Origin of the sequence: Massilia haematophila, assembly GCF_042647645.1 — a bacterium.
In the GTDB taxonomy this organism is placed as follows: Bacteria; Pseudomonadota; Gammaproteobacteria; order Burkholderiales; family Burkholderiaceae_D; genus Telluria; species Telluria haematophila.
The window spans coordinates 4,455,497-4,478,772 of the sequence record NZ_JBHRVV010000001.1 but is presented as its reverse complement, the minus strand read 5'-3'; the positions used below and the strand labels follow the sequence as shown (position 1 = coordinate 4,478,772).

General features: G+C 62.0%; 17 protein-coding genes, 2 tRNA genes and 4 rRNA genes. 14 read left to right on the top strand and 9 right to left on the bottom strand.

The window, feature by feature from the left end:
- The first annotated feature begins 48 nt into the window (after window positions 1-48).
- Window positions 49-465, top strand: coding sequence for a DUF2061 domain-containing protein (locus ACFOPH_RS19850; RefSeq protein WP_312551683.1), 417 nt, complete (start codon window positions 49-51; stop codon window positions 463-465).
- Window positions 466-1,105: 640 nt separating this feature from the next.
- Here ACFOPH_RS19850 and rrf (ACFOPH_RS19845) read toward each other — a convergent pair.
- The 7 genes from rrf (ACFOPH_RS19845) to rrf (ACFOPH_RS19815) form a co-directional block, all read right to left on the bottom strand.
- Window positions 1,106-1,218: ribosomal RNA gene (gene rrf / locus ACFOPH_RS19845) — 5S ribosomal RNA — on the bottom strand.
- Between the two features lie 116 nt (window positions 1,219-1,334).
- Window positions 1,335-4,210: ribosomal RNA gene (locus ACFOPH_RS19840) — 23S ribosomal RNA — on the bottom strand.
- Between the two features lie 243 nt (window positions 4,211-4,453).
- Window positions 4,454-4,529: transfer RNA gene (locus tag ACFOPH_RS19835), tRNA-Ala, on the bottom strand.
- 4 nt (window positions 4,530-4,533) lie between these two features.
- Window positions 4,534-4,610, bottom strand: a tRNA-Ile gene (locus tag ACFOPH_RS19830).
- A 76-nt stretch (window positions 4,611-4,686) separates the two neighbouring features.
- A 16S ribosomal RNA gene (locus ACFOPH_RS19825) occupies window positions 4,687-6,217 on the bottom strand.
- The 16S, 23S and 5S rRNA genes sit together here with 2 tRNA genes alongside, the layout of an rRNA operon.
- A 622-nt stretch (window positions 6,218-6,839) precedes the next feature.
- Window positions 6,840-9,254 (bottom strand): penicillin acylase family protein, encoded by a 2,415-nt coding sequence (locus tag ACFOPH_RS19820; RefSeq protein WP_379737025.1) that lies wholly within the window; start codon window positions 9,252-9,254, stop codon window positions 6,840-6,842.
- Between the two features lie 291 nt (window positions 9,255-9,545).
- Window positions 9,546-9,658 (bottom strand): 5S ribosomal RNA (gene rrf / locus ACFOPH_RS19815).
- Window positions 9,659-9,803: 145 nt separating this feature from the next.
- Here rrf (ACFOPH_RS19815) and ACFOPH_RS19810 point away from each other — a divergent pair.
- From ACFOPH_RS19810 to ACFOPH_RS19760, 11 genes are all read left to right on the top strand, one after another.
- Entirely contained in the window at window positions 9,804-11,297 is a 1,494-nt protein-coding gene (locus tag ACFOPH_RS19810; protein WP_379737024.1) for a B12-binding domain-containing radical SAM protein, read from the top strand.
- A 134-nt stretch (window positions 11,298-11,431) separates the two neighbouring features.
- Window positions 11,432-12,499 carry an MlaE family ABC transporter permease gene (locus ACFOPH_RS19805; protein WP_379737023.1) on the top strand — a complete coding sequence of 356 codons (1,068 nt, stop codon included), beginning with the start codon at window positions 11,432-11,434 and terminating at the stop codon, window positions 12,497-12,499.
- Window positions 12,499-13,371, top strand: coding sequence for an ABC transporter ATP-binding protein (locus ACFOPH_RS19800; protein ID WP_312548655.1), 873 nt, complete (start codon window positions 12,499-12,501; stop codon window positions 13,369-13,371). Before ACFOPH_RS19805 ends, ACFOPH_RS19800 begins: the two co-directional genes overlap by 1 nt.
- Window position 13,372: 1 nt before the next feature.
- Window positions 13,373-14,320: an MlaD family protein gene (locus tag ACFOPH_RS19795; protein ID WP_312548656.1), complete on the top strand. Its 948-nt coding sequence runs from the start codon at window positions 13,373-13,375 to the stop codon at window positions 14,318-14,320.
- Between the two features lie 14 nt (window positions 14,321-14,334).
- Window positions 14,335-14,955: an ABC-type transport auxiliary lipoprotein family protein gene (locus tag ACFOPH_RS19790; protein WP_379737022.1), complete on the top strand. Its 621-nt coding sequence runs from the start codon at window positions 14,335-14,337 to the stop codon at window positions 14,953-14,955.
- Window positions 14,952-16,136: a VanZ family protein gene (locus ACFOPH_RS19785; protein WP_312548659.1), complete on the top strand. Its 1,185-nt coding sequence runs from the start codon at window positions 14,952-14,954 to the stop codon at window positions 16,134-16,136. Before ACFOPH_RS19790 ends, ACFOPH_RS19785 begins: the two co-directional genes overlap by 4 nt.
- Before the next feature lie 53 nt (window positions 16,137-16,189).
- The gene (locus ACFOPH_RS19780; RefSeq protein ID WP_379737021.1) at window positions 16,190-16,516 is read left to right on the top strand and encodes a (2Fe-2S) ferredoxin domain-containing protein; all 327 of its coding nucleotides are present in this window, start codon (window positions 16,190-16,192) and stop codon (window positions 16,514-16,516) included.
- A 7-nt stretch (window positions 16,517-16,523) separates the two neighbouring features.
- Window positions 16,524-17,153 (top strand): alpha/beta hydrolase, encoded by a 630-nt coding sequence (locus ACFOPH_RS19775; protein WP_312548663.1) that lies wholly within the window; start codon window positions 16,524-16,526, stop codon window positions 17,151-17,153.
- A gap of 138 nt (window positions 17,154-17,291) precedes the next feature.
- A complete protein-coding gene (locus ACFOPH_RS19770; RefSeq protein ID WP_312548664.1) occupies window positions 17,292-18,437 on the top strand; it encodes a D-alanyl-D-alanine carboxypeptidase family protein in 1,146 nt (381 codons plus the stop codon).
- 274 nt (window positions 18,438-18,711) lie between these two features.
- Window positions 18,712-19,629, top strand: coding sequence for an aldo/keto reductase (locus ACFOPH_RS19765; RefSeq protein WP_379737020.1), 918 nt, complete (start codon window positions 18,712-18,714; stop codon window positions 19,627-19,629).
- Between the two features lie 7 nt (window positions 19,630-19,636).
- Window positions 19,637-19,945, top strand: coding sequence for a metal-sensitive transcriptional regulator (locus ACFOPH_RS19760; protein WP_312548666.1), 309 nt, complete (start codon window positions 19,637-19,639; stop codon window positions 19,943-19,945).
- Between the two features lie 250 nt (window positions 19,946-20,195).
- Here the strand turns inward: ACFOPH_RS19760 and pssA are convergent, their stop codons facing one another.
- Entirely contained in the window at window positions 20,196-20,990 is a 795-nt protein-coding gene (pssA, locus tag ACFOPH_RS19755) for a CDP-diacylglycerol--serine O-phosphatidyltransferase (protein ID WP_379737019.1), read from the bottom strand.
- 138 nt (window positions 20,991-21,128) lie between these two features.
- Here pssA and ACFOPH_RS19750 point away from each other — a divergent pair, with 138 nt between their 5' ends.
- Window positions 21,129-22,139 (top strand): CAP domain-containing protein, encoded by a 1,011-nt coding sequence (locus tag ACFOPH_RS19750; protein WP_312548669.1) that lies wholly within the window; start codon window positions 21,129-21,131, stop codon window positions 22,137-22,139.
- A 19-nt stretch (window positions 22,140-22,158) separates the two neighbouring features.
- Window positions 22,159-22,806 (top strand): Hpt domain-containing protein, encoded by a 648-nt coding sequence (locus tag ACFOPH_RS19745; protein WP_379737018.1) that lies wholly within the window; start codon window positions 22,159-22,161, stop codon window positions 22,804-22,806.
- A gap of 146 nt (window positions 22,807-22,952) precedes the next feature.
- Here ACFOPH_RS19745 and ACFOPH_RS19740 read toward each other — a convergent pair whose 3' ends face one another.
- Window positions 22,953-23,108: a hypothetical protein gene (locus ACFOPH_RS19740; protein WP_379737017.1), complete on the bottom strand. Its 156-nt coding sequence runs from the start codon at window positions 23,106-23,108 to the stop codon at window positions 22,953-22,955.
- Window positions 23,109-23,276: the final 168 nt, after the last annotated feature.

The following is a 23,276-nucleotide window of genomic DNA, read 5'->3' as shown; positions in this document are numbered from 1 at the left end:
TGAGAATGACTATCATTTGCTTCTGATTGTGCCAAGCAGGAGCAGTAAATGATCATCGCAGCAAAACGACTCAGCCAGGTAGCGACCCACATGGGCATTGCTTATGCGCTTGCCTACGCCATGACGGGCTCGGCGGTGTTCAGCGGGCTGGCCATCCTGGTGGAGCCGGTGATCAACGTGTTGCTGCTGCCTTTCCACGAAGCGGCCTGGGCAAAACGGCACCGCAAGGCGCGCGATGCCCGCGCGCGCTATGCTTCGCTTGCGCTTGAAAAAATAAGCCAGACCGCCCTGCACGCCGGCGTCGCTTTCGGCGTGATGGCTGTCGCAACCGGTTCGTTCGCGCTCGGCGGCCTGGCCGCGCTGCTCGAACCGATCTGCAATGTCATCATCCTGCCGCTGCACGATCGCCTGTGGGATAAGCTCGAGCGTGCCTGCCAGCCGGTGGCCCAGCTGCACGGCGCCTGATGCGGCACCGCTTTTGTCGACGCATCGACACTTGACTGGCTCTTCCCTGTCTTACGCCCTGGATCCGTATCGGCCAGGGCGTTTTACGTTGCGCTTCCGAAGTCGACTAATGCCCGCCGTGGCCGTGTCCGCCGCCGTGATGTCCCCAACCGCCACCGTGACCGGACCAGCCATGGTGGCCGCCGTGGTACCCATGGTGGCCGCCATGGTGGTAATAACCGAAGCCGAAGTTCAGCGAGACCGGTGGCCCGACATAGGTCGGATACCCGTAATATCGATAGGGGTAATAGTAGGGATAAGAGTAAGAGTAGGGGTAAGAGTAATAAGGATCGTAGACACATCCACTGATCCCACCGGCCAGGAGCAAGGCGACCGCAAGACGCTGTACTGCTCGGATACGTCGGGTGTTCATGACAGTTCCCGGAAACGAGGGCCCTGCATTCATCCTAGTACAGCGTGCCAAGTTTTCAATAGAACTGTTCGTCACGCATCCGAGAGCCCTTGTAGGGTGGGGACTCGTCCCCACGCGGTCTCACCGGTCGAATGCCGGCGACATGGAAAGAAGGGAGACTGGGGGAAATCCGAGATCCAAAGCAAAAAACCCCGCAGAGATCACTCTACGGGGTTTTTCATATAACTAGCCTGACGATAACCTACTTTCACACTGGTTGCAGCACTATCATCGGCGCAAAGTCGTTTCACGGTCCTGTTCGGGATGGGAAGGGGTGGGACCGACTTGCTATGGTCATCAGGCATGACTTGTACGAGTTTCGCTCACTCATGTGAGCGCCACTCTGAATCTGGAAGAAGTATGGGTAGCCTGTATCAACAAACAGCGCTGTATTCCTGACTATACCTGCTAAGGTTATAGGGACAAGCCGTACGGGCAATTAGTACTGGTTAGCTTAATGCATTACTGCACTTCCACACCCAGCCTATCAACGTCCTGGTCTCGAACGACCCTTCAAGGAGCTCAAGGCTCCGGGAAATCTCATCTTAAGGCAAGTTTCCCGCTTAGATGCTTTCAGCGGTTATCTCTTCCGAACTTAGCTACCCGGCAATGCCACTGGCGTGACAACCGGTACACCAGAGGTTCGTCCACTCCGGTCCTCTCGTACTAGGAGCAGCCCCCTTCAAATTTCCAACGCCCACGGCAGATAGGGACCAAACTGTCTCACGACGTTTTAAACCCAGCTCACGTACCACTTTAAATGGCGAACAGCCATACCCTTGGGACCGGCTACAGCCCCAGGATGTGATGAGCCGACATCGAGGTGCCAAACTCCCCCGTCGATATGAACTCTTGGGAGGAATCAGCCTGTTATCCCCAGAGTACCTTTTATCCGTTGAGCGATGGCCCTTCCATACAGAACCACCGGATCACTATGTCCTACTTTCGTACCTGCTCGACTTGTCGGTCTCGCAGTTAAGCACGCTTATGCCATTGCACTATTAGCACGATGTCCGACCGTACCTAGCGTACCTTCGAACTCCTCCGTTACACTTTAGGAGGAGACCGCCCCAGTCAAACTGCCTACCATGCACTGTCCCCGATCCGGATCACGGACCAAGGTTAGAACCTCAAACAAACCAGGGTGGTATTTCAAGGATGGCTCCACGAGAACTGGCGTCCCCGCTTCAAAGCCTCCCACCTATCCTACACAGATTGGTTCAAAGTCCAATGCAAAGCTACAGTAAAGGTTCATGGGGTCTTTCCGTCTAGCCGCGGGTAGATTGCATCATCACAAACATTTCAACTTCGCTGAGTCTCGGGAGGAGACAGTGTGGCCATCGTTACGCCATTCGTGCAGGTCGGAACTTACCCGACAAGGAATTTCGCTACCTTAGGACCGTTATAGTTACGGCCGCCGTTTACTGGGACTTCAATCAAGAGCTTGCACCCCATCATTTAATCTTCCAGCACCGGGCAGGCGTCACACCCTATACGTCCACTTTCGTGTTTGCAGAGTGCTGTGTTTTTATTAAACAGTCGCAGCCACCAGTTTATTGCAACCCTTTCGCCCTCACACAGTAAAGTGATCAAGCTACCGGGGCGTACCTTTTCCCGAAGTTACGGTACCAATTTGCCGAGTTCCTTCTCCCGAGTTCTCTCAAGCGCCTTAGAATACTCATCTCGCCCACCTGTGTCGGTTTGCGGTACGGTCTCGTATGACTGAAGCTTAGAGGCTTTTCTTGGAACCACTTCCGATTGCTTCGTGTCACAAGGACACACGTCTCGACCCCTTGAATTGCGCGCCCGGATTTGCCTAAGCGCCTTCTATGAGTCAAGAACCAGCTATTCCAACAGCTGGACAACCTTCCGCGATCCGTCCCCCCATCGCATCATACGACGGTGCAGGAATATTAACCTGCTTCCCATCAGCTACGCATCTCTGCCTCGCCTTAGGGGCCGACTCACCCTGCTCCGATGAACGTTGAACAGGAAACCTTGGGCTTACGGCGTGCGGGCTTTTCACCCGCATTATCGCTACTCATGTCAGCATTCGCACTTCTGATACCTCCAGCATCCTTTACAAGACACCTTCGCAGGCTTACAGAACGCTCTCCTACCATATCCAATAAAGGATATCCGCAGCTTCGGTGACTGGCTTAGCCCCGTTACATCTTCCGCGCAGGACGACTCGATCAGTGAGCTATTACGCTTTCTTTAAATGGTGGCTGCTTCTAAGCCAACATCCTGACTGTTTTAGCCTTCCCACTTCGTTTTCCACTTAGCCAATCTTTGGGACCTTAGCTGGCGGTCTGGGTTGTTTCCCTCTTGACGCCGGACGTTAGCACCCGACGTCTGTCTCCCAAGCTCGCACTCATCGGTATTCGGAGTTTGCAATGGTTTGGTAAGTCGCAATGACCCCCTAGCCATAACAGTGCTCTACCCCCGATGGTGATACTTGAGGCACTACCTAAATAGTTTTCGGAGAGAACCAGCTATTTCCAAGTTTGTTTAGCCTTTCACCCCTACCCACAGCTCATCCCCTAATTTTTCAACATTAGTGGGTTCGGACCTCCAGGGCGTGTTACCGCACCTTCATCCTGGCCATGGGTAGATCACTTGGTTTCGGGTCTACACCCAGCGACTGTCGCCCTGTTCGGACTCGATTTCTCTACGGCTCCCCTATTCGGTTAACCTCGCCACTGAATGTAAGTCGCTGACCCATTATACAAAAGGTACGCCGTCACGGATCAAGTCCGCTCCGACTGTTTGTATGCACACGGTTTCAGGATCTATTTCACTCCCCTCCCGGGGTTCTTTTCGCCTTTCCCTCACGGTACTGGTTCACTATCGGTCGATTACGAGTATTTAGCCTTGGAGGATGGTCCCCCCATGTTCAGACAGGATTTCTCGTGTCCCGCCCTACTTGTCGTACGCTTAGTACCACCGTCTGAATTTCGTGTACGGGGCTATCACCCGCTATGGCCAGAGTTTCCAATCTGTTCCACTATTCAATCGACTATCACGTACAGGCTCTTCCCATTTCGCTCGCCACTACTTTGGGAATCTCGGTTGATTTCTTTTCCTGCAGCTACTTAGATGTTTCAGTTCGCCGCGTTCGCTTTGCATGCCTATGTATTCAGCATGCAATGACCCAAAGGGCCGGGTTTCCCCATTCGGAAATCTGCGGATCAATGTGTGTTTGCTCACTCCCCGCAGCTTATCGCAAGCTACTACGTCCTTCATCGCCTGTAATCGCCAAGGCATCCACCATGTGCACTTATTCGCTTGTCCCTATAACGTTAGCCCCTGCTGACAACAGGGATCGTTACAGTTCAAAGAGTACAGCTCATTGCATGTTTGTTGATACTTTGATTACTACCCTAAGTGTGTGATCAAATCATTGCTGACTTAACCGCACGCTTAAAAAAACTTTACTTCTTCCAGATTGTTAAAGAACGAAAAAACAGTGATCTCGAAAAGATCAAACCTAAACATACGCTGTTGCGTCGCTTACGTTTGCACTCTCAAGAAGAATGGTGGAGGATGACGGGATCGAACCGACGACCCCCTGCTTGCAAAGCAGGTGCTCTCCCAGCTGAGCTAATCCCCCTATGTGGTGGGTCTGGTTGGATTCGAACCAACGACCCCCGCGTTATCAACACGGTGCTCTAACCGACTGAGCTACAGACCCAAACTGTTCTCGTTATTTTTCAACAGTCGATAAGTGCGGACGCTTGATGTTGAGCTTTCGCTCGGTGCTACTCTAGAAAGGAGGTGATCCAGCCGCACCTTCCGATACGGCTACCTTGTTACGACTTCACCCCAGTCACGAATCCTACCGTGGTAAGCGCCCTCCTTACGGTTAAGCTACCTACTTCTGGTAAAACCCGCTCCCATGGTGTGACGGGCGGTGTGTACAAGACCCGGGAACGTATTCACCGCGGCATGCTGATCCGCGATTACTAGCGATTCCAACTTCACGTAGTCGAGTTGCAGACTACGATCCGGACTACGATACACTTTCTGGGATTAGCTCCCCCTCGCGGGTTGGCGGCCCTCTGTATGTACCATTGTATGACGTGTGAAGCCCTACCCATAAGGGCCATGAGGACTTGACGTCATCCCCACCTTCCTCCGGTTTGTCACCGGCAGTCTCATTAGAGTGCTCTTGCGTAGCAACTAATGACAAGGGTTGCGCTCGTTGCGGGACTTAACCCAACATCTCACGACACGAGCTGACGACAGCCATGCAGCACCTGTGTTCAGGTTCCCTTTCGGGCACCCTCCAATCTCTCGGAGGTTCCTGACATGTCAAGGGTAGGTAAGGTTTTTCGCGTTGCATCGAATTAATCCACATCATCCACCGCTTGTGCGGGTCCCCGTCAATTCCTTTGAGTTTTAATCTTGCGACCGTACTCCCCAGGCGGTCTACTTCACGCGTTAGCTGCGTTACCAAGTTAATTAAAACCCGACAACTAGTAGACATCGTTTAGGGCGTGGACTACCAGGGTATCTAATCCTGTTTGCTCCCCACGCTTTCGTGCATGAGCGTCAATCTTGACCCAGGGGGCTGCCTTCGCCATCGGTGTTCCTCCACATCTCTACGCATTTCACTGCTACACGTGGAATTCTACCCCCCTCTGCCAGATTCAAGCCTTGCAGTCTCCAACGCAATTCCCAGGTTGAGCCCGGGGCTTTCACGTCAGACTTACAAAACCGCCTGCGCACGCTTTACGCCCAGTAATTCCGATTAACGCTTGCACCCTACGTATTACCGCGGCTGCTGGCACGTAGTTAGCCGGTGCTTATTCTTCAGGTACCGTCATTAGCAAAGGATATTAGCCTCTACCGTTTCTTCCCTGACAAAAGAGCTTTACAACCCGAAGGCCTTCTTCACTCACGCGGCATTGCTGGATCAGGCTTGCGCCCATTGTCCAAAATTCCCCACTGCTGCCTCCCGTAGGAGTCTGGACCGTGTCTCAGTTCCAGTGTGGCTGGTCGTCCTCTCAGACCAGCTACTGATCGTCGCCTTGGTGAGCCTTTACCTCACCAACTAGCTAATCAGACATCGGCCGCTCCAAAAGCATGAGGTCTTGCGATCCCCCACTTTCTTCCGTAGAACGTATGCGGTATTAGCGTAACTTTCGCTACGTTATCCCCCACTTCTGGGTACGTTCCGATGTATTACTCACCCGTTCGCCACTCGCCACCAGGCCGAAGCCCGTGCTGCCGTTCGACTTGCATGTGTAAAGCATGCCGCCAGCGTTCAATCTGAGCCAGGATCAAACTCTTCAGTTTAATCTCTGTTTGTCGAAACCGGCATTGCTACCGATTTCGAAATCGATCCACTGGATCGATTTCGCTCACTCAAAATACTGACCGTCATCTCATTGCTGAGATAACGTTTAATACTTTGTGCGAACATTTGATATTTTAAGTAATCAGCTGAACTAGTCAGCTGGCACCTACATCAAACGCCCACACTTATCGACTGTTAATTGTTAAAGAACCGTTGTTCTGTACTGCCTTGCTGCGTTGTGCGAATCGTTTTGTTCGTCAGCAGCAGAAGATGAGATTATGCAGTGTTTCGCGATACTCGTCAACCCCTTGTTTGCTTCGTCGCAGTTTCCTGCGTTCGCTGTTGCTACATCAACTACTTGATTTCGTTGACGTTTTGCTTCAGCGCCGAAGCGGAGGCGAACTATAGCAAACCGGGTGGCGGTTCGCAAGGGTCTTTTCGCGTGGCTGCGTGCGATGAGACCGCGTGGGCACAGGCGCCCACCCTACGGGTTGACGCAAGCACTAACACCACAAAGCTCTTCGCAGGTCTGCATGTGGTCAGACCGCGTGGGCACGAGTGCCCACCCTACGTGTGCGATGGTTCGCGCTTTCCGGACCATCGCACACCTTTACGCCCGGCCTACTCCTTCAAGGTCACCCGCGCGTAGCCGGGGGCGGCCCGGATCTTTTCGGGCGTGAACGGCATCACCGGCCACTCCTTGCGCGAGAACACCTGCACCTGGTCGGCGTACCAGGGCGACTTCGGATCGACCGACTGGCCATAGGTCAGCATCGCCTGGGCCACCGGCCCTTGCTCGTCGAACGTGACGGTCTGGATATAGCTCTGCCCCCAGTGCACGCCCTCGTATCCCCCGGCGCCCAGGGGATTGCGCATGGTCAGCGAGTTATAGGAGCCGTCGATGTTGCCGACGCCGCCATGCAGGGCGATACGCACGCCGTTGCGCGGCTCGACCTGGTAGTCGCCGAGGCGGCCGTCGAGTGGGATGCCGAGCGACTGCAGCTTGGCGGCGGCATTCTTCAGCGCCGTCAGCATGGCGGGCATCGCCGCCGGCGCGACGCCGGACGGGGTATGCACCGGATCGAACGGGTTGAACGGCACGGCCCACTTGTTGGGGATGCCGGCTGCCGTGTTCCAGAACTCGCGGAACAGGACGGCGCCGCGGCTGTCGACGTTCACGCGGCGGTCCCAGCTGCCCAGCACGCTGCAGGCCTGGACCACCAGCGCATCGCCGCTTGCGGCGCAGGCCGGCAGCAGCTCGGGCAGCACCAGCTCGGCCGCGTACAGGCGGTTGGCAAAGGCCAGCTCCTGGATGTCGGCGAGATTGAGCTTGCCCTTGCGGGCGGCCATTTCCTCGAACTGGACGAAACCGATGCGGGTACGCAGGCTCTGCTCGACATTGGTCCGGCCATACAGGGGCGAGAAGCCGAGCGGCGCCGGCCCGGTCAGCAGCTGCTTCGGATTCGAGAGCCAGTAGCTGTCGTTCGAGTTGCCGACGTAGTCGGTGCGGATCATCCACGGCGCCGTGGCCGGGGAATAGATGCCGGCGGGCGCGCCCGGATCCTGGCCCCATCCGCAACTGCTGCGCGAACCGTCGAACAGCAGCGCCGCTTGCAGCAGCAAGCAGCCGTTGGCGAACTTGTCGGCGTTCATGTGCGGCACCACGCTGGCGTCCGCATATAAAGCGTTGCCGTTGCGGTCGGCCGCGATCGTGTTCACCCAGGGCAGGCCGACCACTTTATCGAGCGAGGCTTTCAGCGCCTGCACGCTGTTGGCGGTGCCGATGCCCAGCCATTGCTCGAGCATGCGGGTGTTATTGCGGTTCGGATCGGCCAGCACATAGGCCGCGCCCGACGTCCAGGTCATGCCTGCTTCCGGCTTGACGATGACGGCGCCATGCTTGCTGAAATAGAAGGTCTTGCTGCGCTTCTGGACCGCACCGTCTGCCCCCAGCAGGTCGACCGTCACCGTCTTCGAGGTCATCTTCTGGCGCTCGCCGTCGACCATGTAGGTGGTGCCGGTGGCGTCGCCCGGATCCAGCGCCAGCCGGAAGGTCGTGAAGTGGATGGCCGCGGTGACGGTGTGGCTCCAGGCGATGTCCTTATTGAAGCCGATCACGATGGCAGGAACGCCGCCGATGATCACGCCCATCGCGTCGTAGCGCCCCGGCACCGTCAGGTGCGCCTGGTAGAAGCGGTCGGTGGTGGTCCAGGGATAGTGCGGATTGCCCAGCAACAGGCCGCGGCCGCTTGCCGACAGGTCCTTGCCGACGGCCAGGGCGTTGCTGCCGATGCCATGGGTGTTGAGTTTTTCGAGCCGCGCCAGCAGGAAGGAGGAATCGACCTTGCGCGGCGCGGCCTTGGCCAGGCTGACCGGGCTGCCCGGCGTGCGGCCGGCGGCGACGAACTCCTTCGAAAACACCTGACCCGAGGCGTGCAGGGCCTTCTCCCCCATGACCAGGTACATGTCGTCGAGCGTGATCGGCCGCACCCATTTGGCATTCGCGCAGGCGGCCGGCAGCTTGCCGGTGTAGTCCTTCAGGTAGCGGTTGTAGCCTTCGACGTAGCCTGCGAGGATGTCGCGCGGTTCCTGGGCGCCGGCGGCATAGTTGGCGCGCAGCTGCTCGAGGTCGAGGTAGCCCTTGAAGAAAAAGTCGCTGTCCTCGTTCTTCAGGTCCATGAAACCGCTGGCGGCGCCATATTCGTCGGCGGTGCGCTTCGGCGCGCGCGCTTCGCCGCCGAAGAACAGCGAGCGCTCGCCGCGCACCGTCAGCAGCGAGTCGGCGAACATGCAGACGTTGTCCTGGGCATAGGCATAGGCCAGCCCGTAGCCGAGGCTGCGGAAATCGTCGGCGCGCACGTGGGCCACGCCGTGTGTCGTGCGGGCCAGCTCGACATTGATGCGCGAGGCGGTCTCGATTGTCGGCGCTGCGGGGCCGTCGTCGTCGCCACGGTGACAGGCGCCGAGAGTGAAGGCAAGGGATGCCGCAAGGAGGAGTCGACGCGGCACGAAAACCGCGCTGTTGCTACGCTTCATATGGACACTTTCTGCGGCTGCGGCCGCGTGACCGGATGGTGGGAAAGTGAACCTTACTGGAGCAGGACTGCCCCAAATTGATGCGGAGATACAGTTTGCATGCTGGCATGTCCCTTGCGGACTAGTCAAGCTGATGGGCCTGGCTGCCGCACAGGAGCGGCAGCAGTTGTTGTATTCATGGCGCGCGTCGCCTTGCCCTGGCGCGGCCCACGGTCCAGCGAGACTGGTCCGCCGTACATCAAGGACGAAAAAAAACCCCAGCACACGGGCTGGGGTTTTTCTCTATAACTAGCCTGACGATAACCTACTTTCACACTGGTTGCAGCACTATCATCGGCGCAAAGTCGTTTCACGGTCCTGTTCGGGATGGGAAGGGGTGGGACCGACTTGCTATGGTCATCAGGCATAACTTGCTGGAAAACTGTTCCACAACTGGGCAACAGGCTTCCTGAATTCCGGCGCGTATTCTAACAGGCAATATCACACAACGCCAGCGCTGCTGACCGCGCCAACGCGTAAAATGGCTGTTTTGCTCCATTTGCCGCTGCCATGACCATCCTGCTATCGACCCTGAACGCCCGCTACGCCCACGCATCGCTGGGCCTGCGCTACCTGCTGGCGAACATGGGGCCGCTCCAGGCCGAGACCGAACTGCAGGAATTCGTCATCGGCGCCAAGACCACCGAGGTGGTCGAGCGCCTGCTGGCGCGCCGGCCGCGCATCGTCGGCTTCGGCGTCTATATCTGGAACGTGGAAGAGACGACCAGGATCGTCGCCATGCTGAAACGCGTCGCGCCCGAGGTGACGATCGTGCTCGGCGGACCCGAAGTCTCGTATGAAACGGGGGAGCAGGAGATCTGCCGGCTGGCCGACTACGTCGTCACCGGCTGGGGCGACGTCACCTTCCCGAAGCTGTGCGCCGAGATCCTGCACGGCCCCAAGCCGCTCATGAAAGTGCATGCCGGCGTGCAGCCACCGATGGCGGAAATCGCCCTGCCCTATTCTTTATATAGCGCGCAGGATATCGCGCACCGCACAATCTACGTCGAGGCTTCGCGCGGCTGCCCGTTCAAGTGCGAATTCTGCCTGTCCTCGCTCGACAAGACCGCCTGGCCCTTCCCGCTCGACGATTTCCTCGCCCAGCTCGACGTCTTGTATGCCCGCGGCGCGCGCCTGTTCAAGTTCGTCGACCGCACCTTCAACCTGAACGTCAAGACCAGCCAGCGCATCATGCAGTTTTTCCTGGATAAGCTGGCGGCCAATCCGGACGATCCGGTCTACGCCCACTTCGAGCTGGTGCCCGACCACTTGCCGGAAGCGCTGAAGGAGACCATCGCGCGGTTCCCGGCCGGCGCCCTGCAGTTCGAGATCGGCATCCAGAGCTTCAATCCCGAGGTGCAGGCGCTGGTCAGCCGCAAGCAGAACAACGAGAAGGCGGCCGACAACATCCGCTGGCTGTGCACGCAATCGCAGGCCCATTTGCACGTCGACCTGATCGCCGGCCTGCCGGGCGAAGACATCGCCAGCTTCGCGCGCGGCTTCGACCAGCTGGTGGCCCTGGGCGCGCACGAGATCCAGTTCGGCATACTGAAACGCCTGCGCGGCACGCCGATCATCCGCCACACCGGGCCGTTCCAGATGGTGTACGACCCGTATCCGCCCTACACGGTGCTGGCGACCAGCCTGATCGATTTCCCGACCATGCAGCGCCTGGTGCGCTTCGCCCGCTACTGGGACCTGGTGGCCAACTCGGGACGCTTCGCCAACACGGTCAGGCAATTGCTGGGCGCGCGTCCTTTCGAAAACTTCATGGCCTTCTCGGACTGGATCTACACGAAGACCGACGCCACCCACCGCATCGCGCTCGAGCGCCTGGCCAAGCTGGTGGCCGAATGGCTGGTCATGACCGGCCTGACGCAGGAAGACGCGGCCACCCTGCTGGCCAGCGACTACGCCGGCAATGTCGATGGCACGCACAAGAGCAAGGCAGCGGCCCAACCGGTGGCGGCGCCGGCGCGCCAGGTGCGCCATCTGGCCGCCTGACCACCTGCCCGAGCACTCTACAGGAGCGCCAATATGCAAAACCGGCCAATTCCTTTTACACTGCAATAATGCAGATTGATAAACCGCCAATATTAACCATCCAGAAATCCGCCGGCGGGGCGGGGCAATCTGTCATGGCGAGCGGCATCTGGCAGGTCAGCGTCCTCACCGGGTGCGGCCTGCTCAAGGGGATCAACCGCACGCTGGCCAGCCTCAAGAAGCAGTCCGAGCTCGAATGGGACCTGACCGAAGTGGACAGCATCGACCACATCGGCGCCCAGATGTTCTGGAACGCCTGGGGCAAGAAGCGCCCTGCCCGCCTGCGCCTCGACCCGCGCCAGGAAGACCTGTTCAAGCGCATCGAGGACGCCAGCCAGATCAACCTGCCGCGCCCCCGCGTCAGCGCGCTGAACTGGATCATCGTGCTGGGCCAGGGCCTGCTCACCTTCTTCGAGCACCTGCACGGCTTCGTCGCCCTGATCGGACGCCTGGTACAAGACCTCGGGCGCTTCATCCGCCGCCCGGCCACCGGCCCCTGGCGCGAGATCTCGGCCAACATCTATCATTCCGGCTTCCAGGCGCTGGGCATCACGGCCCTGGTGGGTTTCCTGATCGGCGTGGTGCTCTCTTACCTGTCGGCCCAGCAGCTGCGCATGTTCGGCGGCGACATCTACCTGGTCAACATCCTCGGCATGAGCGTGATCCGCGAACTCGGGCCGCTGCTGGCGGCGATCCTGGTCGCCGGCCGTTCCGGTTCCTCGATCACGGCGCAGCTGGGGGTGATGCGCGTGACCGAGGAGCTCGACGCCATGCTGGTGATGGGCATCTCCCACGGCTACCGCCTGATCATGCCGAAGGTGATCGCGCTGGCCATCTCGATGCCGCTGCTGGTGGTCTGGACCGACGCCATGGCCCTGATCGGCGGCATGGCCTCGGCCAAGCTGGAGCTGGGCCTGTCGTTCCGCTACTTCCTGCAGAAGCTGCCGGACGCGGTGCCGCTGGTGAACTACACGATCGGCCTGCTGAAAGGGATGACCTTCGGCGTGCTGATCGCGCTGGTGTCCTGCCACTTCGGCCTGCGCATCAAGCCGAATACCGAAAGCCTGGGGCGCGGCACCACCACCTCGGTGGTGACGGCGATCACCGTGGTGATCCTGGCCGACGCCGTGTTCGCCATCATCTTCAGCGGAGTGGGATTCTGATGCCGGTTGATGACAAGATCGACAGCACGGCGCGCCGCCAGCGCCTGAACCGCAAGCCGGAAGAAGACGTCGGACCGCCGGTGGTCGAGATCCGCAACCTGTGGACCAAGTTCGGCAAGACCGTGGTGCACCAGGACCTGAACCTGGAAATCTATTCGGGCGAGATCCTGTCGATCGTCGGCGGTTCCGGCACCGGCAAGACCGTGCTGCTGCGCCAGATGCTGGGCCTGAACCGGCCGACGCGCGGCTGCGTGCGCGTGTTCGGCGAGGACATCAGCGCGGCCGGGCCCGAGCAGCTGCGCCAGATGCGCAACCATTGGGGCATGCTGTTCCAGCAAGGTGCGCTATATTCGGCCCTGACGGTCTTCGACAACATCGCCCAGCCGATGCGCGAACTGCGCGCCCTGCCGGAAGACGTGATCCGCGACGCGGTGCTGCTCAAGATGGACATGGTGGGCCTGGGCGCGGAGCACGCCAACAAGATGCCTTCCGACCTGTCGGGCGGGATGGTCAAGCGCGCCGCACTGGCGCGCGCCCTGGCGCTGGAGCCGCGCCTGCTGTTCCTGGACGAGCCGACCGCCGGATTGGACCCCGACCTCTCGGATGCCTTCGTGGCCCTGATCCAGGCCCTGCACCGGGAACTGAAACTGACCGTGGTGATGGTCACCCACGACCTCGACACGCTGTTTGCGCTTTCCTCGCGCATCGCGGTCCTGGCCGAGAAGCACGTGCTGGCGCTCGGTCCGTCGCGCGACGTGCTGCGGGTCGACCATCCCTTCATCAAACATTTCTTCCTCGGCCCGCGCGGCCGTCGGGCACTCGAGGTGCTCGATGAACGCGACGAGGCGGCGGAGGACGAAGCGAAGGAGTAACATGGAAAACCGATCGTATGCCCTCATGACCGGCGTGTTCACGATCGCCCTGCTGGTGGCGACCGTGCTCGTGGGCTTGTGGCTGAACCGCGACAAGACCGAGCTGGCCCCCTATGAAATCGTCACCACCCAGTCGATTCCCGGCCTGAACCCGCAAGCCACCGTGCGCTACCGCGGCCTGGAGGTCGGGCGCGTCGACGAGATCGTGTTCGATCCGAAGGTGACCGGCCAGATCCTGATCAAGCTGTCGGTCGAGGAAGGCTCGCCGATCACCACCACCACCTTCGCCTCGCTCGGCTACCAGGGCGTGACGGGCATCGCCTTCATCCAGCTCGACGACGACCGCACCGGCTCGCCGCTCCTGAAGACCGACACGGACCACGTCGGCCGCATCCCGCTGCGCCCGGGCCTGCTCGACCAGCTCGAGAAACGCGGCCTTGCCATCCTCGACCGCACCGAAGAGATCACCGCCCGCATCAACAACCTGGTAAGCGACGAGAACCAGAAGACCATCATCGGCGCCTTCGACAACATCAGCAAGGCGGCCGCCGCCTACGGCGAGATCCCGCAGCGCCTCGGTCCCACGATCGACAAGCTGCCGCGGCTGGCCGACAAGCTCGAAAGCAGCCTGGAGTCCTTCGACACCTTCGCCGACAGCGCCACCGTCACCGCGAAGAACTACGACCGCCTGGCCACCGGCCTGCAGGCGCCGGACGGCCCGCTGAACCGCCTGAACGGCGCGATCGATTCGCTGACCGGCGTGACGGCCGACCTGGAGGCGGAAACCCTGCCGCACGTGGTGCGCATGACGGACGAGGCGCGCACGGCGCTGCGCTCGGTGCGCCGCACGGCCGATTCGCTGTCCGACCGGCCGCAGAGCATCCTGTTCGGCGCCCCGAGCGCTCAACCCGGCCCCGGCGAGCCGGGCTTCGTCGCCCCGACCAAATGAGGACCCCATCCACCATGATTTCGCCCCGCATCCTCGGCGCCGCCATCCTGGCCCTGACCCTGGCCGGCTGCGGCACCAGCAAACCGGCCGCCAACAATACCCACTTCGATTTCGGCGCGCTCGGTCCCGCCGGCGCGCCTGCCGCCCAGGCGGCCCAGGCGCCGCTGGCCGCCATCGTCGTGATGGACGCGACCGGCTCGCCCGCGCTCGAGAACGAGCACATGATCTACCGCCTGAACTATGCCGACCCGCTGCAGGCGCGCACCTACGCCAACAGCCGCTGGAGCGCCAGCCCCCTGATCCTGGTGACCCAGCGCCTCAAGGCCCGCCTGGCGCAAGCCGGCATCAAGGTGCTGTCGGCCACCGACACCACCACCGGGGTGCCGATCATGCGCGTCGAGGTCGACGAATTCACCCATGCCTTCGCCAGCGCCAGCCAGAGCGAAGGCCAGCTGGTGCTGCGCGCTTCGGTGTTCCGCGGTCATACCCTGCTCGACCAGAAGACCTTCAGCCGCGCCTCGCCGGCCCCGAGCGCGGATGCCGCCGGCGGCGTGCGCGCGCTGGGCGCCAGCCTGGACGCGACGGCCGCCGACATCATCGCCTGGCTGGCGGGTATCGACACCAGGACGCAATGAGCAAGCCGGAAGGGCAAGAGGAAGGCCACGGCAAGGAGTCCGCTGCCGCCGTACCGGACGCTTTCCCGCGCCGCGGCTCGCCGGTGGCGCGTGCCGCGCTGCTGGCCTACCTGCTGCTGATCGTCTACGCCAGCTGGTATCCGTTCACGGGCTGGCGCAACAACGGCCTACCGCCGTTCTCCTTCCTGAACCTGGTCAAGCAGCGCTACTGGACCGGCTTCGACGTGATGGTCAACGTCGTCGGCTACGTGCCGCTCGGCGTGCTGCTGGTGCTGGCCTTGTACCCCTTCCTGCGCGGGATCTGGGCGGTGCTGCTGGCGGCCATCTTCGGCATCCTGGTGTCGGGCACGATGGAGACGGTGCAGAACTACCTGCCGAGCCGCGTGCCCTCGAACCTCGACCTGCTGACCAACAGCGTCGGCTGCTTCATCGGCGCCTGCATCGGGCCGCTCGCGGTGCGCCTGCTGCTGGCCGAGGGCCGGCTGAACCGCCTGCGGCGGCGCTGGTTCGCCCCGCACGCCAGCCAGGGCCTGGTGCTGCTCGCCATGTGGCCGCTGGCCCAGATCTACCCGCAGAGTTTTTTGTTCGGCCACGGCCAGGTGCTGCCGATGGTTTCAAGCTGGCTGTCGACGCTGTTCGACGAGGACATCGACCTGGTCGCCATGCTGCGCCCGGGGCCGGCGATGAGCGTCGAGCAGTACTGGCTGTCGGAGACGATCATCACCGCCTGCGGCATGACCGGCGCCGCGTTGACCCTGCTGTGCCTGCTGCGCCGGGGCGCGCCGCGCTACACCCTGGTGCTCCTGATGCTGGGCGCGGCCCTGCTCACCAAGACCCTGGCCAGCTCCCTGCTGTTCCGCCCCGACAATGCCCTGGTCTGGGTCACGCCGGGCGCCGAGGGCGGCTTCCTGATCGGCCTGATCATGCTGGCCGGCCTGGCCTTCGCGCCGCAACTGGCGCAGCGCCGCCTGGCCGTGGTCACGCTGGTGCTGAGCCTGATCGTGGTGAACACGATCCCGGCCAATCCGTATTTCACTTCCACCCTGCAGGGCTGGGTGCAAGGCAAGTTCTTGAACTTCAACGGGGCAGCCCAGTTCCTGTCGATGAGCTGGCCGTTTCTGGCGCTCTGGTTCCTGCTGCTTCCCTCCCATAAACTGAATCGGCACGAGGGTCGCCATTAAACTTGCGTATCATTGCGAATGGCCCATTGGCGCTTGCCCAGGACGAGAACGATATGAATGACGAGAAACCTTTCTACGAACACCACGTCTTTTTCTGCATGAATGTGCGCGAAGGCGAGAATTGCCGCCAGAGCTGCGGCAAGGCCGGCGCCGAGGTCGCGCAGAAGCATGCGAAAAAGCGCATCAAGCAGCTCGGCCTGAACCAGCCGGGCAAGGTACGCATCAACCAGGCCGGCTGCCTGGAGCGCTGCGAGGAAGGCCCGGTCGTGGTGATCTACCCGCAGGGCACCTGGTACACCTATGTCGACACCACGGACATCGACGACATCATCGACAGCCACATCCTGAAGGGCGAAATTGTCGAGCGCCTGAAGATCTGATTTTGATATGAACAAGTTTTCGAAAAAATTTTACCTGACCGGCCACGCCGGCAAGATGGAGTGTTTGCTCGACCTGCCGGAAGAGGCCCCGCGCGGCATCGCGCTGGTGGCCCACCCGCACCCGCTGTACGGCGGCACCATGGAAAACAAGGTCACGCAGACGCTGGCGCGCACCTTCGTAACGCTCGGCTATGCGACGGCGCGCTTCAATTTCCGCGGCGTGGGCGAGTCCGAAGGCGAGCATGACCGCGGCCACGGCGAGGTCGACGACATGCAGGTCATGCTCGAGCACATGCAGGAACAGTATCCTGGCCTGCCGGTGGCGCTGTCCGGCTTTTCGTTCGGCACCTTCGTGCAGGCGCAACTGCAGGCGCGCCTGGCCGCGGAGGGCAAGTCAATCCAGCGCATGGTGCTGGTCGGCACCGCCGCCGGCAAATGGCCGATGCCGAGCGTGCCGGAAGACACCATCCTGATCCACGGCGAGCAGGACGACACCATCACCCTGCAGATGGTGTTCGACTGGGCGCGGCCGCTGGAAATCCCGGTGATCGTGATCCCGGGCGCCGACCACTTCTTCCACCGCCGCCTCAACCCGATCAAGAATCTCGTGATTCAGATGTGGGATCGCAACAATTAAGCGTGTATTAAGACTAATTGAAGAGTGTTTTGTTCGCGGCGGCACTGGCCTATAATGAGTCCCTTCTTTGACTCCAGGCAATGTGTGTACTCACATTGCCTGCGCTTCACCCACCCCTAGATTGAGACTTTAGTTCCCATGAAGAAACTGATTGCAGCCGTGGCCGCCAGCCTGGTCATGATCTCGGCCAGCGCGCAAAGCGTGCCCGCGCCTCAAATCGCAGCGAAATCGTGGCTGCTGCTCGACGCCACCAGCGGCCAGGTCATCGCGGCCCAGGACCCGAACCTGCGGATCGAACCGGCATCGCTGACCAAGATCATGACGGCCTACGTCACCTTCCAGGCGATCCGCGACAAGAAGCTGACCCTGGAGCAGATGGTCAATGTCTCGACCCGCGCCTGGAAAGTCGACTCGAGCAGCTCGAAGATGTTCATCGATCCGGCGACCCCGGTCAGCATCAACGACCTGCTGCATGGCCTGATGGTGCAGTCGGGTAACGACGCCGCGGTCGCGCTGGCCGAAGCGGTCGCCGGCGACGAAGGCACCTTCGTCACCCTGATGAACCGCGAAGCGCAGCGCATGGGTCTGAAGAACACCAAGTTCGCCAACCCGCACGGCCTGCCGAGCCCGGACAACTATTCGACCGCGCAGGACCTGGCCAGCCTGGCCACCCACGTGATCCGCGACTTCCCCGAGTTCTACAAGATCGACTCGGTCAAGCAGTTCACCTACAACAAGATCACCCAACAGAACCGCAACCGCCTGCTGTGGCTGGACCCGACCGTGGACGGCATGAAGACCGGCCACACCGACGCCTCGGGCTACAGCATGATCGCCTCCGCGCGCCGTCCGAACGGCAACAGCGGCGAACGCCGCCTGATCTCGGTGCTGTCCGGCGCCAACTCGGACAGCGCGCGTACCCAGGAAAGCCAGAAGCTGCTGAACTGGGGCTTCCAGAACTTCGACACGGTCAAGCTGTACGCGAAGGGCCAGGCCGTGGCCACGCCGGAAGTGTGGAAGGGTTCGCAATCGAACGTGAAGGTCGGCTTCACCAACGACGTCCTGGTGACGGTGCCGAAAGGCGTCGCCGGCAAGCTCAAGCCTGTGCTCGAGCGCAAGGACCCGCTGGTCGCCCCGCTGGCGAAGAACGGCCGCGTCGGCACGCTGAAGATGATGGTCGACGGCAAGCCGCTGCTGGTACTGCCGGTCGTGGCGCTGGAAGAAGTGCCGGAAGCCTCGATCTTCGGGCGCGCCTGGGACTCGCTGCGCCTCTGGATGAAGTAAGCGTTTTATTCGCGTGCAACGACGCCCGCCCGGTTCGCCCGGCGGGCGTTTTTGTTTTGACCGCCGGGTTACGGGTTTTCGTAGGGTAGACACCTGTGCCCACGCGGTACGGCGGCTGATCATCGATTGCCATGAGATCGTATGGCGCCGTATCTAAACCGATGAGACAGCGTGGACACAGGTGTCCACCCTACAACTGTCGACCCTACGGTCCGGCGCATCCCGCACGCGGTCGCTATAATGCCTCGTTACCGTAAATGCAAGAAAGCCGCCGATGTCCCAAGCTTCCACCACCTGCCCCCGCATCGCCACCCGCCGCGATGGCCTCGAACTGTCGCGCATCGTCGCCGGCATGTGGCGCATGGGCGAATGGAAGATGCCGGTGTCGTCGCGCGTCGCCTTCATCGAGGAATGCATTGCGCTCGGAGTGACGAGTTTCGACCACGCCGACATCTACGGCGACTACGGCGTCGAGACCCTGTTCGGCGAAGCCCTGCGCGAACGCCCCTCGCTGCGCGACCGGATCGAGATCGTCAGCAAGTGCGGCATCAAGCTGGTGTCCTCGAACCGCCCGGCGCACACGATCCAGCACTACGACACCAGTGTCGAGCATATCGTCGCCTCGGCCGAAGCCTCGCTGCGCCAGCTCGGCACCGACCGGCTCGACCTGCTGCTGATCCACCGTCCCGATCCGCTGATGAACTTCGACGAGGTCGCCGAGGCCTTCACCCGCCTGCAGCGCGACGGCAAGGTGCGCCATGTCGGCGTGTCGAACTTCACCCGCCACCAGTTCGAGGCCCTGAACCGGCGCGTGCCGCTGGCCACCAACCAGGTCGAGTTCTCGCCGCTGCACACGGCGCCGATGTTCGACGAAACCTTCGACGGCCTGCAGGACCTGGGCGTGGCGCCGATGATCTGGTCGCCGCTCGGCGGCGGACGCCTGTTCACATCGAGCGATCCGCACATCGTCAAGCTGCGCGCCACCATCCAGGACGTGGCCGACCGCCTTGGCCAGTCGTTTGCCAGCGTGGTGTTCGCCTGGATCATGGCGCTGCCGAGCCGTCCGGTTCCGCTGACCGGCAGCGGCCGCATCGAATCGGTGGCCGCCGCGGTCGCGGCCACCGGCGTCACGCTGGCGCGCGACGACTGGTTTGCGATCCTGCGCGCGGCGCGCGGGCACGAAGTGGCCTGAGGTCGCCATGGCGGAAAGCGTCAAGATCGTCGAGGGGCGCGCGCTGACGGGGCAGCAGAAGAAAGACCTGCTCAACCGCCTGGCCCGCATCGAGGGCCAGCTGCGCGGGGTACAGAAACTGATCGCGCTGGCGGCCGAGCCCTCGGACTGCGACGCCGTCGCCCAGCAGATGGCAGCGGCGCGCAAGGCGCTCGACCGCTCCTTCGTTCAGTTGCTCACGGCAACGGTCGTGACCCACAGCGAGCAGGCCGGCAGTCTCGAGGACGCACGCGCGACGGCGGCGCGGTTGGCCGCCCTGCTCGACAAGTTTGCCTGAGCGGCTGACAGGCGCTCTTAGGCAGTTCGTAGGGTGGGCACCCTGTGCCCACGCATTACGTGCCTATCCTTTCGCGTTGGCTGGAGCTAATCGCCCGCTAACGCCAACCCCGTCCAGGTTGCATCCATCGCACACGTTGCGAGCGGCACATTACTGCATGTGGCTAGCGGTCACGCGCTTGACGCGTGGGCACGGAGTGCCCACCCTACGACACTGTGGCGTTCCTGGCCGCCCTGCTCGACAAGTTCGCTTAAGCGGTGGACTCGTCCTCGTCGTAGACCTTCGGCGGCGCAATGCCGCGCCAGCCGCCGTGCCATGCAATGTTCAGCAGCAGGGTCGCGCAGATGTAGAGCAGGAAGAAGAGTACGAAAAAGCGTGTCTGCAATATGATCAGCAGCAGAACCGCCACCGCCAGGACGATGTACATTCCCTTGGTCAGTTTTTGCTTGCTGCTAGGAAACCTTACGGTCGAGACCATCAGGGTGCCGACGGCGACCATCAGCGCCATCACGGCAAAGGCCTGGGCGTTGGTGACCACCGGATCGGGCCAGGCAACGACGACCGAGGCGACGCAGGCCGCGCCGGCCGTGATCGGCATGCCGACGAAGTAGCGCGGGTCGGTCTTGCCGACCGAGACGTTGAAGCGCGCCAGGCGCAGCGCGCCGCAGGCAACGAAGATGAAGCAGGCCAGGCCGCCCATGCGCACGATGGTCGGGTGCGCCGCGCCCAGCTGGGCAAAGCCGTAGCAGTACAGCAGCAGGCCGGGCGCGCAGCCGAAGTTCATCACGTCGGCGATCGAATCGAGCTGGACGCCGAAGCTGGACTGGGTATTGGTGGCGCGCGCCACGAAGCCGTCGAGCGCGTCGAACACGCCGGCCAGCACCAGCAGGATGGCGGCCAGGCGGAAGTCGCCCGGTGCGCCGACCTGGGCGTTGTCGACCGAGATGACGATACTGCCGAAACCGCAGGCAATCGACAGCAAGGTGACGAAACTGGGCAGGGCAAACTTGGCGCGCGCCAGGCGCTTGGGTCGGGGCTGGTTCAATTGATGTCCGGACGTGGTAAGGATGGCCGTATTCTACCGTGGCAAGAGCACCATGGTCGCGCACGGCGCCGGGAGTCATGCATTGTGGATTTGCCCTAGAATGTGCAACCACGAATTGATTTATATCAGGAGTTACGGATGAGCGAATTGCTGCGCGCGCGGACAATACTGGCGGGATGCGTCACCGCCCTGGCCCTGGCCGCCTGCGGCGGCGGCGGCGGCAGCGACAGCCCGGCTCCGAGCGCGCCGCCCACCGGCAATACGCCGCCCGGAGGCGCCATCGTTCCCGACCCGCTCACCCCGGCCCCGCCGGTCGCGGACACGCCGACGCAACCCGGCGCACCCACGCTGACCGGCAACATCGCACTCGACGGCCGCGTATGGCTGAACTACCGGCGCACCCAGGCCGGCTTGTCCGCGCTCACCCACAGCACGGTGATCGACATCGCGGCGCAAGGTCACTCCGACTACCAGCGTATCAACAATGTGATTTCGCACGAACAGGTCGCGGGAAAACAGGGATTCACCGGCGTCACCCTTTCCGACCGCCTGGCCGCTGCCAACTACGTGCTGGTCCGCCCCGCTGCCTTTGGCGAGGTGATCTCGGCGGCAAACAGCAGCTCCGGCCAATACATGGCCGAGGAGCTGATCACCGCGGTCTATCACCGTTTCGTCATCTTCGAGCCCGCATTCAGGGAAATCGGCACCGGTTCGGCGACCGCCACGAACGGCCGCAGCTATTTCACCGCCAACTTCGGCGCCAGCAACGGCTATGCGACCACCCTGGCGCGCGGCCAGGTCGCGGTCTGGCCCTTCGATGCCCAGACCGCCGTGCCGCGCAACTTCTTCAGCGACACCGAGTCGCCCGACCCGGTACCGGACCGCAACGAAGTCGGCTATCCGATCAGCGTGCACGCCAACATCAACGCCCCGGTCACGGTGCAGACCTTCACGCTACGCCCACGCGGCGGCGGCGACCTGCCAACGCGCCTGCTGAGCAATGCGAACGACACCCACACCGGGAAATCGTCGGCCGCGATCGTGCCGCTGTCGCCGCTGGCGGCCAACACCACTTACGACGTCACCTTCGCCGGCACCGTCGACGGCTCCGCGGTCAGCCGCAACTGGTCGTTCACGACGGCCCGCTAAGCTGCGGTGAACAGGCGAGATGAATAAGCCGGATCCGGCTACATTAGCGCCGGCGGGAACGGGCGCGACGTCCGCGCCGCTGGTCGATGTCGAGGCCGGCGTCGAGCGCCTGATGGGCAACCGTCCGGTCTACCTGCGCGCGCTGGCGCGCTTTCGTCTCGACTACCGCAGCGCCGGCGCCGCGATCCGCACCGCCATCGACACCGGCAACCCGGCACTGGCCCAGCGCCTGGCGCACACGCTCAAGGGTGCGGCCGGGCTGATCGAGGCACGTTCGCTGCATGCGGCCGCGCTGGCGCTCGACGATGCGCTGCGCGCCGCCCTCTCCCAGGATTCCGCTGCGCCCGCCATTTCACCCCTGTTCCTGCGTCTCGATGCCGAGCTGGCGCATGTGCTGCGCGAACTCGACACGATGACGGAACTGGCCGAAGCCGCCGTGCCGGCGCCGCGCCACGCGCGCAGCGACGATACGGTGAGCCGCCTGCGCGCCCTGCTCGACATCGGCGACGGCGAAGCCGTCGACCTGGTCGAGCAGGCGCGCGCGGTCCTGGTCGGGGAATTGGGGGAAGCAACCTACGGCGCGCTTGCCGCCGCGGTCGCGGACTTCGATTTCGAGCGCGCACTGGCACTGCTCGACCGGCCCGGACGGGCCAACGTGGCCACTTAACACTTAACACTTCTTGCAGAGCATCCGGTGCGGAACCGGAAGCACGAGGCCCGGGGACCGGCCCCACCATCAAAGACGATATCCCTGACATGGCGCGGCCGGCGCCGCCGCCATGCGGACATGCCGGCCCCCGGCAGGGGCGCGTGTCAGCGCGTGTATTCGGCTTCTTCGTCGAACGAGTCGGCACAGCCCTTGCCGCAGAAGCGGCGCACGCTGTCGAGCGGCTTTTCGCAATACCAGCAGGATCCCTTCGCCGGCAGGCTCAGGCGCGTGGGCATCGCCCGCGCCGCTGTCGCCGTCATTGGCTCCGCCATCACGCTTTCGTTCGGCAAACTCTCTTGTATCGTTTCCAAGATTCACCCCCAACCGCAGCACATCAATCCGTAAAGCAAGATTACTTCAGCGGAACATTCCGGGCATGAGGAAGCGCAATCCAGAAGCCCGTACCGGCAACGCTGCCACAGCAATTC